Source organism: Streptomyces sp. NPDC059255 (assembly GCF_042752355.1).
Lineage (GTDB): Bacteria > Actinomycetota > Actinomycetes > Streptomycetales > Streptomycetaceae > Streptomyces.
This window is the reverse complement of sequence record NZ_JBHYZP010000002.1, coordinates 387237-400736: the sequence shown is the minus strand read 5'-3', so window position 1 is coordinate 400736 and position 13500 is coordinate 387237. Positions and strand designations below refer to the sequence as shown.

14 protein-coding genes and 1 pseudogene are annotated in these 13500 nt (G+C 69.3%); 7 read left to right on the top strand and 8 right to left on the bottom strand.

From position 1 onward, the window contains the following. From ACFXKG_RS05450 to ACFXKG_RS05425, 6 genes are all read right to left on the bottom strand, one after another. On the bottom strand, positions 1 to 1149 hold a 1149-nt coding region (locus tag ACFXKG_RS05450; RefSeq protein WP_384832665.1), incomplete at its 3' end, for a hypothetical protein. Continuing rightward, complete coding sequence (locus ACFXKG_RS05445) at positions 1146 to 1799, bottom strand: WhiB family transcriptional regulator (protein ID WP_384832662.1); 654 nt, start codon at positions 1797 to 1799, stop codon at positions 1146 to 1148. The genes ACFXKG_RS05450 and ACFXKG_RS05445, both read right to left, overlap by 4 nt. Positions 1800 to 1956: 157 nt before the next feature. Further along, positions 1957 to 2673: a hypothetical protein gene (locus ACFXKG_RS05440; protein WP_384832659.1), complete on the bottom strand. Its 717-nt coding sequence runs from the start codon at positions 2671 to 2673 to the stop codon at positions 1957 to 1959. A 2-nt stretch (positions 2674 to 2675) separates the two neighbouring features. Continuing rightward, entirely contained in the window at positions 2676 to 3578 is a 903-nt protein-coding gene (locus tag ACFXKG_RS05435) for a helix-turn-helix domain-containing protein (RefSeq protein WP_384832656.1), read from the bottom strand. 357 nt (positions 3579 to 3935) lie between these two features. Continuing rightward, positions 3936 to 4289 (bottom strand): hypothetical protein, encoded by a 354-nt coding sequence (locus ACFXKG_RS05430; protein ID WP_384832653.1) that lies wholly within the window; start codon positions 4287 to 4289, stop codon positions 3936 to 3938. Then, complete coding sequence (locus ACFXKG_RS05425) at positions 4286 to 4816, bottom strand: hypothetical protein (protein WP_384832650.1); 531 nt, start codon at positions 4814 to 4816, stop codon at positions 4286 to 4288. The genes ACFXKG_RS05430 and ACFXKG_RS05425 overlap by 4 nt, the downstream gene beginning before the upstream one ends. Positions 4817 to 5215: 399 nt before the next feature. On the opposite strand from ACFXKG_RS05425, the gene ACFXKG_RS05420 reads away from it, so the two are divergent. Next, complete coding sequence (locus ACFXKG_RS05420; protein ID WP_384832647.1) at positions 5216 to 5881, top strand: ScbR family autoregulator-binding transcription factor; 666 nt, start codon at positions 5216 to 5218, stop codon at positions 5879 to 5881. Between the two features lie 296 nt (positions 5882 to 6177). Then, positions 6178 to 7455 (top strand): cytochrome P450, encoded by a 1278-nt coding sequence (locus ACFXKG_RS05415; RefSeq protein ID WP_384832643.1) that lies wholly within the window; start codon positions 6178 to 6180, stop codon positions 7453 to 7455. 367 nt (positions 7456 to 7822) lie between these two features. Here ACFXKG_RS05415 and ACFXKG_RS05410 read toward each other — a convergent pair whose 3' ends face one another. Next, complete coding sequence (locus tag ACFXKG_RS05410; RefSeq protein ID WP_384832640.1) at positions 7823 to 8416, bottom strand: hypothetical protein; 594 nt, start codon at positions 8414 to 8416, stop codon at positions 7823 to 7825. A gap of 1396 nt (positions 8417 to 9812) precedes the next feature. On the opposite strand from ACFXKG_RS05410, the gene ACFXKG_RS05405 reads away from it, so the two are divergent. Then, positions 9813 to 9992, top strand: a complete 180-nt coding sequence (locus ACFXKG_RS05405) for a hypothetical protein (RefSeq protein WP_384832637.1) — start codon at positions 9813 to 9815, stop codon at positions 9990 to 9992. Here the strand turns inward: ACFXKG_RS05405 and ACFXKG_RS05400 are convergent. After that, positions 9926 to 11911: a hypothetical protein gene (locus tag ACFXKG_RS05400; RefSeq protein WP_384832867.1), complete on the bottom strand. Its 1986-nt coding sequence runs from the start codon at positions 11909 to 11911 to the stop codon at positions 9926 to 9928. The genes ACFXKG_RS05405 and ACFXKG_RS05400 overlap by 67 nt on opposite strands. Here ACFXKG_RS05400 and ACFXKG_RS05395 point away from each other — a divergent pair. From ACFXKG_RS05395 to ACFXKG_RS05380, 4 genes and pseudogenes are all read left to right on the top strand, one after another. Next, positions 11856 to 11990 (top strand): annotated as a pseudogene (locus ACFXKG_RS05395) (site-specific integrase); the annotation flags it as partial. The gene ACFXKG_RS05400 and the pseudogene ACFXKG_RS05395 overlap by 56 nt on opposite strands. Before the next feature lie 30 nt (positions 11991 to 12020). After that, positions 12021 to 12593: a hypothetical protein gene (locus tag ACFXKG_RS05390; RefSeq protein WP_384832864.1), complete on the top strand. Its 573-nt coding sequence runs from the start codon at positions 12021 to 12023 to the stop codon at positions 12591 to 12593. After that, positions 12590 to 13180, top strand: a complete 591-nt coding sequence (locus tag ACFXKG_RS05385; RefSeq protein WP_384832634.1) for a DUF6262 family protein — start codon at positions 12590 to 12592, stop codon at positions 13178 to 13180. Before ACFXKG_RS05390 ends, ACFXKG_RS05385 begins: the two co-directional genes overlap by 4 nt. After that, the gene (locus tag ACFXKG_RS05380) at positions 13177 to 13410 is read left to right on the top strand and encodes a hypothetical protein (RefSeq protein ID WP_384832631.1); all 234 of its coding nucleotides are present in this window, start codon (positions 13177 to 13179) and stop codon (positions 13408 to 13410) included. Before ACFXKG_RS05385 ends, ACFXKG_RS05380 begins: the two co-directional genes overlap by 4 nt. The last annotated feature ends 90 nt before the right edge of the window (positions 13411 to 13500 follow it).

Below are 13500 nucleotides of genomic sequence, written 5' to 3'. Positions count from 1 at the left end.
ACCGGTCCCCGCGTTACGGTCCCCGGTCCCCGCGTTACGGTCCCCGGTCCCCGCGTTACGGTCCCCGGTCCCCGCGTTACGGTCCCCGGTCCCCGCGTTACGGTCCCCGGTCCCCGCGTTACGGTCCCCGGTCCCCGCGCTGCGGTCCCCGGTCCCCGCGCTGCGGTCCTGGGGACCGGGGACGGGTCCCCTCGCGGTCCCCGGGACCGGTTCGGCGGCCGGTTCGGCGCCGGTCTGGGGACCGTTGATGAGGACCGCGGTCCCCGGTCCCCTGACCGCGGGGACCGAGGCGGGCCTGTCGTTGTCGGGGTGTGGGGACCAGGGGGAGGGGAGGGGGACCGTGGCGAGGTCGAGGGCGTGGCGGCGGGCGGCGAGCTGGTCGAGCAGTTCCGCCCGCTGGAGGGGGTCGGTGCCGACGACGGCGCGGCCGATTGCTTTCGACAGCCGCTGGGTGAGGCGTCGGCCGCGCCAGTTGGTTCGCTGTGCGGGGGTGCGTTCGGCGAGCCGTGCGGCGAGGGCGACGGCACGGGCGGTCGCGCGGTCGCGGGTGATCTGGGCGGCGTCGCGGTCCCGGGCGGCGATGCCGAGGCGGGAGAGGAGCCGCTCGCGTGCTTCCCGTCCCAGGGTGGCGATCAGGCCGTGGGAGGCTGCGCCGGGGGTGTGCAGACGCAGTTCGATGCCCATGGCGAGGTGCCAGAGCATCGCTGCCATGACCGGTCCGACGAAGGCGCGGACCGTGCCGCCGACGGGGCCGCTCTCGGCGTAGGCGGGGATTATCTGCACACCGGTGATGACCCAGACCAGCGTCCCGGGCAGCCCTGGCGCACCCAGGGTGGCCAGGTTCTGGCGGGCCATCAGCGCGGTCGCGAACAGGGCGAGTTCCGCGGCGGCGAACATGGCGGCGCGTTCGGCGGTGCCGGCCATGTCGAGGTAGTCGGCGGCGAAGCGCCAGCTCGTGTCGGCGCTGTAGGCGGTGCAGCCGAGCGCGGCGAGCGTGGCGACCTTCACCGCCGGACTGCGGGGACGTTTCTGCGGGGTCGTGTTCCGGCGGCGGAATGCCCACCCCGCGAGGGCCAGGGCCAGGGCGGTGGCGGGGATTCCGGCGGCGAGGAGGACGGACAGGTCCGGGACAGCGCCGAGGGACGTCATACGGCCCTTCCGGCAAGGGCGTCCGCGCAGGCCGGCGGCCCTGGGCGGGGTGCCGGCGGTGTGGTTGTGGGTCGGGCGGTTGCGGGCCTTCCGGGGGCCGGGGCGGACTGCTTGCCCTTGCTCTTCTTCTTGTGCGGGTTGGGTGGCATGCCGAGGTTGCGGTCGCGGTCGAAGACCTTGTTGGCGACCTGGTGGAGGAGGTCGCGGGCGTGCTTGACACTGATCTGCAGGGCTACGGCGAGCCGGACGGGACGCCATCCGCGCAGGTAGGCGAGGTCGATGACGAGCTGGCGCTCGGCCTCGGTGAGCTGGACGTCGCGTCCGTTGAAGAAGGCGGCTACGCGCCGGTAGTCGCGGCGCTGGGGCAGTCCGTCGTGCCAGGGGCGCCGCTCGGCCTCGGTCAGCCCGCCCCAGATGCCTTCCTTGAGGCCGTTCTCCAGGGCGAAGTTGAGGCACTCGCGGCGCACCGGGCACCAGCCGCAGAGCTCCTTGGCTTCGGCGATGGCCTCGTGGTCCCGGGGCAGGGGGAAGAACACGGCTTCGGCGTCCTCGACGTCCATGCCGTGGCAGGCGCCTCGGGGCTGCCAGCTGGTGTCGGCGATGCCGCGCAGGCCGGTGGCCGGGGTGGCGTGGGTGGTGATGTGGCGCATGGGTCTCCGATGTCATGCCGCGTCTCCGCCTGGGGCCGGGGAGGCGGACGCGGCGTTCGGTACCGGCCGCGGCGCGGCGCGGGGCGCGCGGGGCCGCAGCGGGATGGCGGGGGCCGGTGCACCTTGACGGGGTGCACCGGCGCAGGCATGGGGCCGTTCAGGCCGGTGTGGGCTGCTCCAGCCGCTGGGGTTCCTGGGCCTGCTGGGTGGTGGCGAGGTCGAGGCGGCCGGGGTGCGGGGTGGCGCGCGGAGTGGTTGCGCGCGTGCCGTCGTCGGGGCCGATCCGGCGGCTGCGGCACGGCATACCGACCGGTGCCTTGCACCACTCGCACGGCACCGCGAAGGCGTCGGGCCGTCCCTGGGCCACGGCTGCCTCGCGAGCCGCACGGGCGGGCCGGAAGGGCCTGAGGGCAGCGCGGGCGGCCGGCGGGATGCAGGAGCCGACCTCCTTCAGCCGCGCCTTCAGCTCCGGGTCGATCCGGCCGCGACCGCTGGTGATCGCCCGGTCCTCCCGGGGCTGGACGCTGCCGGTGGCGACGGCACGCCGGGTTCCGACCAGCTCGGCGGTCCAGGCAATCTGGTCGTCCGGATCGGAGAGGGGGGTGGGGTCGGTATGCCGCGCCAGGCGCTCGCGCCGGTAGCTGTCCCAGGGACGCGCGATGTCCGCGGGCAGGATCGGGTACGGCGAGGTGCGGATGTGCTGGTGGGCGGCGATCCGGGCGTCCCAGCCGTAGGGCGTGGCCGGGGGGACGTCGCCGAGCAGTACGTGCCACTGGGCGATCTGGTCGCTGGCCTCGCCCTGGTCGGTGCGGATGGTGCGGGGGTCGAGCCGGCCGATGTATGCGAGCAGGGCGGCGATTTCGCGGCGGTCCACGGTCAGCCCTCCGTTCCGGTCGGCTCGTCGAGAGCGGCGAGAAGGGCGGCCATGTGGGCTTCGGCGCGGGTCATCCCGCCCGCCGGAGCCGGGCCGTCACCGGCGCCGCCGGGAAGGGCGCGGAGCCTGGGGCGGCTGGGGGCGTGCTCCCGGGCGATCCAGGACCGCCAGTCCGCAGCCCACACACCGGCCGGCCGGGGCGGGTGACCGGCGCGGTGGGCGCGCCACTTCGCGTCGGCCAGGGCCAAGCCCTCCTCGCCGAGGCGGTCGAGGTGTCCTTGCTGGCGGGTCCAGGTGTGGGTGTCGGGGTCGACCTCCCAATCGGCAGCCGGGGTGACGGCGGCACCACTACTGCTGTACCTACGGTTCTTATCCGGTTCACTACGGTTCTGTGTGCCGGTTTTCGGTACACCCCCGTGCCGGTTTCCGGTACCCCGGGGTGCCGGTTTCCGCCGGGACCTGCCGGATTCCGGTACTGCCGGTTTCCGGCACCCTTCAAGGGATACCGGCACCTCCCGGAGCCGGATCCCGTACCGCCGCAGAGCCGAGATCCGCACGGCGGGAGGGGATTCGGGCTCGTCCACCGACGCGTCCGTGTCGTCCGCGTCCTGGTCCCGGGCGGCTGTTGCCACGGCTACGGCGGCGAGGGGCAGACGGTAGACCGTGCTGCCCTGGGGCCCTGTGAGGTCGTCGAGCTGTTCCAGCTCGTCGGAGTCGACCAGGCGCTCGATGGCCTCGCGCACCGTGGAGAGGGACGCGCGGGTGCGCTTGGCCAGGCTGGACAGCGAGGCCCAGGAGATGCACTGCTCATCGGCCACCCTGTCGGCGATCGACAGCAGGACCAGGCGGGCGTTTCCCTTGCTGGAGCTGTGCTCCCACACCCACTCACGGGCATCGCTGCTCATCGGCCACTCCCCGAAGGCAGGCGGGAGCTGGTGTGTGGTGCGGCTGCCGCGCGGGACAGGACGGGCCTTTTGCGCAGGGCTGGGCGCATGTAACAATCCCCTTTGATTGCCACGCTGACATGCCTCTAGCTAAGGGATCAGCGTGGTGATGGTGGCGATACCGTCCTTGCCGGGACGGTTTCGTGTTGATTGGGCGTCCGGCGTCCGGGAGTTACAGCTCCCGGACGCCGCCGCTGTATCCGGACCTACACGGTCCGTCGCGCGCGCATACTGCTCCTCATGGTCGTACCTGCCGGGCGGGCTGCCCGGGGACGACGAACATACGCACTGACCCGCGTCAAGATCCAGAGTTGGTTCTTAAAGTCTGTAGAAGTCGTCCGGCCAGGCGCGACGCGGGCCGGATCCACGCAGGATGCGCATCCGGTGCCGGCCAGGTGGGCGTGCCGGCCGACGGCCGCGGCGTACCGGAGCAAGTGCGGTCAGGCCGATGACGGCGAGGCTGTGCTTGAGGGACGTGCCGAGGCCGACGACGCCGGGGCCGTCGGTCAGGTACCTGCCAAGGTCTGTCCGCAGGAACCAGGCCACGGTGAGCGTCGTGACCGCTGCCCACAGGGACCGCTCAGGAATCTGTCCGCGGAGCGCCGTGGGGACCTTCCACAGGGCCTGGAGCAGCAGAAGGGCGATGATGGTGTAGGGGGTCGTGTCGGTCACGGCCAACTGCTCCTGCGGGGGTGGGTGAGGGTCTGGTCGAGCGCCCGCACGAGTCCGTCCTCGGCGTCGTCGTGATGAGGGGCGGTGCTGTGGATGAGGTCCGCGATGGTCTCCGCGTGGGCTTCCTTGCGCGTTCCGTAGCGCCGGCGGCCGGCGGCCTGGTTCCGTCCGATGAGCTGACGGACCAGTTCCGTGGCGAAGTCCCGGGCCGCGTGGCCGAGTTCTTCGTGGGGGATCCCGTCGGCGTCGTCGCACCACAGATGTCCGAGTTCACGGAAGATGATCTTCTCGCGGTGGAAGCGGGAGGTGCTGTGCAGGTGAAGTGAGGTGCTCCCCAGCAGTCGGTCGGGGATGGGCACGAGCCTGATCGTCCGCCCCCGTACCTCCCCGATCCCGGCGATCAGCGCGTCGAGGTCGAACGGACGGGTGACGGGCATCTCCCCGACGACGCGGCGGGCCTCCCTGCGCACCGAGCGGACGCCAAGCCCCGATTCCTGCGCCCTGCCGCCCCGGAATATCTGGAGCACCCCCACCCGACTTCTGCCTCCCGGTCACGCCGACGCTCCTGCCGGCGGTGCTGAAAACGCGTGTACTGCCCCGGACACCGGCGTGTCCGGTCCTGCGGCACGGCCCTGCCTCCTGACGACAAGGCCGTGTCCAACATGTGAGATTCCCCGTGGTGAATCGGCATGCCCCGATTCCGTATCGCGCCCAACGCTGCGACAAAGGCACGGGATCATCTCTCCATCCATTGACTCGACCTGACTCCATTTCACCGAATCAGAAACGAGTGCCGACGGACCGTCGGCGGCGCCAAGAGTACGGCCACGCCAGGCGGTATTGCAATACTGTCATCATTCCTCGCGAGTGCGCCACTGGCGAGGAATATCCCTCAACGCCAACAGTGCTATCGAAAAAGGAAGTTCATGGACGTAGTTCTCCCCCGGACCAGGGCGAAGCAGGAGCGCTCGATCCGCACCCGGGCTCTCCTCCTGGCCGCCGCGGGCGAGGTCTTCTATGAGCACGGCTATGCCGCGACAACACTCAAGACCATCTATGAGCGGACAGGAAGCACAAAGGGCCGCCTGTACCACCATTTCGACTCCAAGGCGGATCTGGCCATCGCGCTGCTGACCGAGCAGGTGCCGATGGCCACCGTCCCGCCCCAGGAGTCCAAGATCCAGGAGCTCATCGACACCGGGTTCCACTTCGTGGATCTCATGCTGAACAACTCGCTGATCAGGGGAAGTGTCCGACTCTCGACCGACGGCGGACTACCGCAGGAGATCAACGCGGCCCCCACGTTCCACCAGTGGGCACAGCATGTGGAGCAGGTGTTGACGCAGGCCCAGAAATCCGGGCAAATGCTACCCGGTGCGACCCCTTCGGAGGTGGCCAAGACACTGATCGGCAGCTTCGTGGGAATCCAGCTCATGTCCAAGGCGACCGACGACCGCACGAGCCTCCCGGTGCGGCTCTCCGAGCTCTGGAAGGTGACCCTGCCCGGTATAGCAGCGCCCGGAATGCTCCTCGGTCTCGATATCGCACCCGACCGGCTCACCCGCCTGAAGCTGACAACTCCGTTGATCTGAAATGATCCTGACGGCTTGAAACGTGCCCGTCCGGGGAGCTATCTGGGTGTCGCGGTGAAGCTGATTAAACAGCCCGTTCGGGCTGTTTAATAGATTCGCTTGATCCGTCGTCGAGATGGGTATTCCAGGACTGAAGAATCCCCCGGCTGGGGGTCTCCGTAACGATATGAAACCAAGGAAGGCGACATGATCACTTTACGTAACTCCGCTTGTGCGAGCGACAACAGAGAACATCCCGACAGGACACGCCCGGTGAGTCCATCCCGGGCGGCAACGGCACAAACCACGGAGCTGTCATGGAAAAGCAGAGCCGCCTCACCCTGTTCAGCCACCTGCACCCCATCCACCCGCTGGAGACCGATCACCATGAACAGGCCGAGATGCTCCTCGGTCTAGGCGCCGCCGCGCCGGTCCAACTGCCCGACGGTGAGCGGGCCTGGGCGGTAACCGACCACGCGCTGGCTGTACGCCTCTTCGGAAACCCTCTGGTCGCCGGACACGCGGACGCCCTCCGCTCCGGGGGGCTTGGCGGCGAAAGCCCCGGCGTATGGAACCCGCAGGGCCACGGCCGCGCCATCGGATCCGTTTCCGCCCACCGCGAGGACGAGTGCCGGCGGCTGCACCGCCTGGCCGCGTCCGGCTTCAGCGCCGAACGCCTCGCACCGTTCGTTCCGGACATCGAGCGCCTCGCGCACAACCTCCTCGCCGGCATCGCACCGCACCCGCGCGAGACGGTCGACCTCCGTGCCCGGTTCGCCGTGCGGCTTCCATGCTTGGTGACCGGCATGCTGCTCGGCGTGACGGCCGGCATGCGCGACCTTTTCCACGGTCTCACCACCGGACAGCCTCACGGAACCGGCTCAGGGAGGGCCGCTCTGAACCGCCGGACCGTTCATCAGTTGCTCGGTGATCTGATCGATGTGAAACGCGCCCAACCCGGCAAAGACCTGACAACACAACTTATCGAAGCTCATGATGCCGAAACGGGCACTCGTCTCTCGCAGCCGGAACTGCTGAGCGCCATGAAGCAACTGCTCGACGCGAGCAAGATCACCGCGAACATCCTCGACCACGGCATCGTCAACCTCCTCCGGCACCCGGACCAGCTCCGCCTGGTCCGCGACCACACCGCAACCTGGAACGACGTAGTCGAAGAGACCCTGCGCCACCAGCCGCCCGTGGTGTACACGGCAGTCGGATACGTCGTCGACGACACCACCGACGAACCCACCGGCGAACACTTCCTCCGCGGCGAACTGATCACCGCCAACCTCGCGGCGATAGGCCGCGATCCCGACATCCACCGACTCCCGTCAGCTTTCGACATCACCCGGCCGACCCGCAGCCAGCACCTGTCCCTCGGATACGGTCACTCCTGGTTCCTGGGCGCCGACCTCGCCCGGACAGTCGCCCGCGTCACGCTCCGTGTCCTGTTCGAAAGCTATCCCAAACTGGCCCTCACCGAGCCCGGTGTCCTGCAGCCTCAAGAGTCCTACCTCTGGAACGCCCACCGGTCCCTGCCCACAATCCTCGGCCCTGGACCGGCTGGGCAGGCATCCCGCTCCCCTCGTTGAGCGGCGCCGGCAGACATATCGACGACGAGCGCCCACCGGCCAGTTTGGACGTGGCTCCACCGCACCCAGGTGCCGGTCAGCCACAAGGGGCGGTCCTTCAAAAGAAAACGCCAGCGCCGCTCCGGCGGTCGGTACGCCTTCGGGCGCGAACCGCGGCTTCCGTGTCCCGTCCCGGAGCCAGGTTCGCTCCCCAAGGCAGCTCCCCGGCCCGAGCGGCGCACGTACGGGGTGCTCTCGATGTGCCCGTGTGGCTCGGCGCTCACCGGCGTTCTACGCGCCGAGAGATCAAGGCGTGTGCCTCCGGCTCGCTGAACGCCAAGTAGCTGACCTGGTCTGGGTCGTGGAGATGCTGCTTGAACTCAACCTCCTACATCTCGGCGATCCGGCCGTCGATGTACTGCTCGGTGAGTTGGTACCAGTGCTGGACGATTTGCCAGGACACGCCGTTCGGCTCCGGGCTGGCACCGCGGCTGATACTGAGGTGATGGTGATCGACGGCAGTGGCCGTCGTCTGCCGCAAGTCCTCTGGTACGTCCTGAGGGTTGGTCGCCCGCGCCAGGACCGCTTCCAGGTCCTCGGCGCACGCGAGCCGCGGGGACAGCGGCTCACTCACGGCGAACGGACAGTCTTTGAGTAACCCGCGCTTCCGCTGCGGCCAGCGGCGGTTTAGGGCATGCCGGAGCTGGTGGGCGCCGATGTCCCGGGTTCCCTCGGTATCGTCGAGATCAACGACGTAGCCGGCGGGCCCGTCCACCGACTGTGTGTCGTCGTCGACCGCCCAGCCCGGCTGTTGCACGTAACCGTGCTGTCCCTTGAAAGGGCCGCCGGTGACGCGGACCCTCTGCAACGCGGCGTAGCCGCCCTGGCGGGCGGTGAACACGGCCTGGACGACATCGGCGGCCCCGGCCGTGCAGACCTCGACCGCCGGATCGGGCAGGGCGGCGCCGATGCCACGGCTCATACCGGAGCAGTGAGACGCTCTCCGTCCGGCCCTCAGTACGCCAGTTTGTACGGGGCTGATTGCCGTGTCCGTGGTCTGACAGGCGCGTCCGGATCCCAAGTCCGTGTCAGCCAGCGCCATCGCTGAATCACCGGATCGACGTCACCATGCTGACCGAGGTCATAGCCACACCGGGCAGCGCGGCGTGGACCAGGGCGCTGTCGCGGCCGTCGCCCCGCAGATGCCACAGCACCGACTACCACTCGACCTTGGAGACCGGCTTCTCGTCGCGTTTTCCGGCCTGTGCGAGTGCTGTTCGTGATGTCTGCCAGGGGCCGTGACCGGGGACATCCCGACCTCGTTTGCCGACCGACGTTGTGATGTTCGCGATGTCAGCACAGTCGGCATGGAGGTCACGTGGTACAGAGACTGGCGCTCGGTCAGCTCAGGGTGCAGAAGGTGCGGCACCGGGACGGCCGCTGCTCGTACACCATCTTCGACTCGTCGAGCGGGCTGCATTCCGGGGCCGACTGGTACCTGTCGCAGTACGCGGGCAAGGGCTCGGACAGGACGTACGCGTACTTGCTCGTCGATCACCTGCGGTGGCTGGAGCACGAGGGCCTGACGCCCGAGACCGTGGTCTTCCGCGACCTCAAGCGGTACATGGGGGCCGTCGGCGCGAAGATCCCGATGCCCTACGGGGCCCCGTGGCGGGTGAGCAAGCGGCCCTATGAGAACTCCGCTCTGCGCGGGGCGGCCGCCTGCTTGAAGGGCTTCTACCTGCGGCTGGCCGAGCTCGGCATCAACACCGCGCTGGCCCAGGAGCTGAACCTGAAGCGGATGCCGACGCAGCGGGACAAGGACCGCGCTCTGCTCGGGCACCTCAAGCGAAGCATGGACGCGAACCCGCTCGCGCCGAAGGAGGAGAAGCGCCGGCACAAGAAGATGCTGCCGGACGGCGCCCGCGAGGTGCTGCTGGAGGAGGTGAACTCGGCCCGCGACCGGGTCGTCGTCGAGTGGCTGAGTGACGGCGGCTTCCGCATCGGTGAGTTGTGCGGCCTCCACCTGGCCGACCTGCATCTGCGCGAGGATGCCGCCTGCGGCGAGTGCCGGGCCCCGCACGCCCATGTCTGTCACCGCGACGGGCTGGTCACCGACGCCCGCGCGAAGACGAAGTGGCCGTGGGAGTTCGACGGCCAGGTGGTCCGCGGCGGGCTGATCAAGCGGGTCAGCCCGGCGATGATCCACGCCTACTTCGACTACATGATGGCCGAGTACCCGCGCGGCGCCGGCCACGGGATGCTGCTGGTCCAGCAGCACGGTCGGAATCGCGGCCTGCCTTGGGCGCCGGAGGGGGCCCGCAAGATGCTCAACCGGGGCCGGGCGCCGAGCCGGCCTGGGCCTGATCCGCCCGCACATGTTCAGGCACACGTGGGCGAACGCCGTGCTCGACGCGGCGGACGGCAACCTGGTCATCGTCCGGGACGCAGGCGGCTGGGCTTCGACCGAGACGGTCGAGGAGATCTACGCTCACGTCGACGTCAACGACCCCGCCTTCGGCGCCGCGCTGATGGCCACATGGGGTGAGATGCAGTGAGCGACGTCCTTCTGCCTCTGCACTCCGTCGCCGACCCGACCAGGCGCCGGGAGACCCGCGACCGCCTGGAAGTGCTGACGGCCCTGCTCGGCGGCCCGCACGTCGAGCCGCTCTTCCGCGAGACCTTGATCAAGGTGCCTGCCGACCATCCGGTGTTCGGCTGGCGCTGCCGGGTCGAGGGCTGCGACCACTCCCGCACCAACGCCCGCGATCTGTGCCACCCACACAAGATGGAATGGGAACGCGGCAGCCGGGAGAACTCCCAGCTCACCCGTCGCGCCTTCCTGCGGGACGCCAAGCCCGCGAAGTTCTACGACCGCATGGGCGAGCCCCCGGTCTGCCGGATCTGTCCCGAACGCCGCGCCCGCCACCATGAGTTGAGGCTGTGTCTGGCCCACAACGGCCGCTGGAAGAAGGCCTCGGCCACCCGGCCCGGACTGATCTTCGAGGACTGGCTCGCGACGCAGACCCAGTCGTTCCACGGTTACGGCGACTGCGTCGTCGTCTCCTGCCAGTCGCTGTCCAGCAGCCCGATGGGCTTGTGCTGGGTGCATGAGATCCGTTACCAGGCGGACGGCCGCCCCGGCGGCGCCGAGCGCCCGAAGAAGTGGTTCAACCGCTTCGAGATGGTCGGCAAGCCCGTGCCGATCCTCTACGAGGACGAGGCCGCGTTCCGCCGCTGGTGCCGGTGCGCGCATCCCGTCTCGCGGGCCGGCACGATCAACCTCCAGGGGCTGCCGCCGCTGCTGCGGGCCGAGTTCCAGTGGGCACTGTTCGCCCATACTCAGCGGGCCGCCCACACCTACTGGCCGACCTGGTGGGTCCAGCAGCTGGTCAATCTGGTCCGCGATCGCCGCGTCGGCTCGCTGACCGACGAGCGCATGCAGCTGGACTCGCGCAAGAGGTTCATCCTCCACGAGGCCCTCACCGAGCTGCGGATCGTCTACTTCACTCCCGGGGAGACGAAGGAGGCCGGCTACATCGAGACCGAGCACTTCGGCGTCCGCTTCCCGCAGCGGCACAGCAACTTTGACCTCACCGCCGTCTCGCAGCGGTGGCTGCGGGACCTCCTCTGGGACCACATCGCCGACCGGCTGGAGTCCCCCAAGGGCCCTCGCAGCACGGGCCCCCTCGACCACGACCGTCGGGCCTGCACCGAGCTGAGCGCGTTCTTGGAAATCGCCGCCCCCAACGGGGGACACGACCCCCGCCTGCTCGGCGAGGAGCACATGCGGCGCTTCGTCGCCGACCACAACAAGCGGATCCGCGAGGGCCTGACGTCGCTGATCATCCTCGGACCCGACGGCAAGCCCAGCAAGGTCACCGAGCACACCGGCCGCTTCGTTCTCAACCACGGACGGGCGATCCTGCGCTGGGCCCTGAACACCGGCGGGGCCGAGGAGATTGGGCTCTCGCGGAAGTTCATCGTCGCGATGCCCACCGGCAACAGCCCCAAGCCGAAGTCCCGGCGTCCGTTCCCCGATCCCGTTGCCCGAGCCCTGGCCGACCCGACGAACCTGCAGCACCTGGCGAGCCGCTACGACCCGAACGATCACGGAGTGCGGGACGCCTGGGAGGCCTTGGTGTTCACCGGCCGCCGTTGCTCGGAGGTCCTGAAGCTGCGGCTTGAGTGCATGGAGATTCACCGCCGGGTCCCCTTCCTCTGGCACGACCAGACGAAGGTCGGCAACCTCTACGAGGCGATCCGCATCCCCGAGACGCTCTACCTGCGACTGCAGAAACGCCAGCAGATCACCCTGGACCGGTTCGAGGACCGCCACGGACGGCCGCTCACCCCGAAGGAGCGGGCCGGGCTGGCGCTGTTCCCCGTCCCCCAGCCGCAACCCGAAGGGCACGGTCTCGATTTCGTACACGTTCTTCCACACCGGCTTCAGCAGCTGGCTCGAAAACCTCGACATCGGCGCCTGGGTCCCCCACCAGGCCCGCCACACTCTGGCCACCAACCTCCTCAAGCACGGCGCTGGCCTGCACCACATCAAGAAATACCTCGGCCAGGTCTCCCAGCGGATGGCCGAGCACTACGCGAAGGTCGCCTCCTCCGAGGTCGACGACTTCCTGGAACGTCTCTGGGTCGCCGGCCCCGGCGCCGCCGAACCCGGCAAGCTCCTCGTCGTCCCCGACGACGAGATGACCAAGGCCGAAGCCGAGGCGATGGCCCTGGACCTGGCCCGCGGCAGCACCCCTGCCGAAGGCGGCTTCTGCACCTTCCAGCCCGTGGTCCGCGGCGACGCCTGCCCCTGGAACCTCGACTGCCACAACTGCGACAAGTTCGTCATGTCCGGCGCCGACCTCCTCTACTGGCGCCGCAAGGCCGAGCAGTGGCGAACCATGGCCGAACGCGCCCCCGACGACAAAACCGCCGACTACCTGCACGAACTGTTCGAGCCCACCGCCCGCGCGATCGACGGCCTGGAAAAGGCCCTGGCCGGCCTCGGCCTGCTCGAGGACGCCCTCGCCCTGGACCTTCGCCGACCCCAGGACTACTTCCACCGCCTCTGGAGCCTCGCCTTCCGGGCCAGCGACCTCGCCGGCGACGAACCTCACAACGACACCCCCGACCTCACTGAGGACACCGAATGACCGCCCCCACGGTTCCGGCCACCCGCACGGCCCAAGCCCTCGAAGCCCGACGGAAAAAGACCGAAGACGGCCTGGCTCGGATCAAAGACACCCTGGAACAGATGATCAAGGCGCGGACGCCGATCACCATGGCCGCCGTCGCCCGGGCCACGGACGTGTCCCGCACGTTCCTCTACGAGCATGCCGACGCCCGCAGCCTGGTCACCGAGGCGATGAGCCAGGCCGCGGGGCGACGCGTCCAGGACCGTGTCACCGCGCAGGCGGAAATCGAGGCGTCCTGGCGCGAACGGGCCCTGAACACGGAGGCCGCCCTCAAGACCGCCCACGCCGAGATCCTGGCCCAACGCGAGCAGATCGCCGATCTCCTCGGTCAGATCCGGGACCTCCAGACCGAGTGGAGCCAGGAAGACATCACCCGGATCATCACCGACAACGGCGCCCTGAAGAAGCAGGTCCGTGAGCTGTCCACCCAGCACAAGTCGCTGACCGGCAAGCTGGCCGCCGCCCGCGAGAACGTCCGCTTCGCCGACAAACGCATCGCCGACCTCGAAGTCCAGCTCACCGAACAGAACCAGGATGCGACATGACCACCGACCCCACCCTGCCCCGGCAGATCTCCGTCGAAGGACAGCAGGCCGCGAACCTCGCCACGCTGCTGCGTGAGCTGGAGCGGTTCCTCGACGAGTGCGACGAGACCACCGCCGACGCGATTGCCGAATTCTTCGGTCTCCACCCTGCCGCGGAGGCATACAGCGCGGCCCTCTGCTTCCACGCCGACAGGCTGGAGACAGCCCTCGGTCTCCAAGAGCCGACGTAAGGGAAACAAGAGGCGGCCCCTCGGGCCACCTGACGGAGTCGTGTGTCGGGGCCAGTGCATCGCACAAGCCCCCCCCGGGGAGATATATTG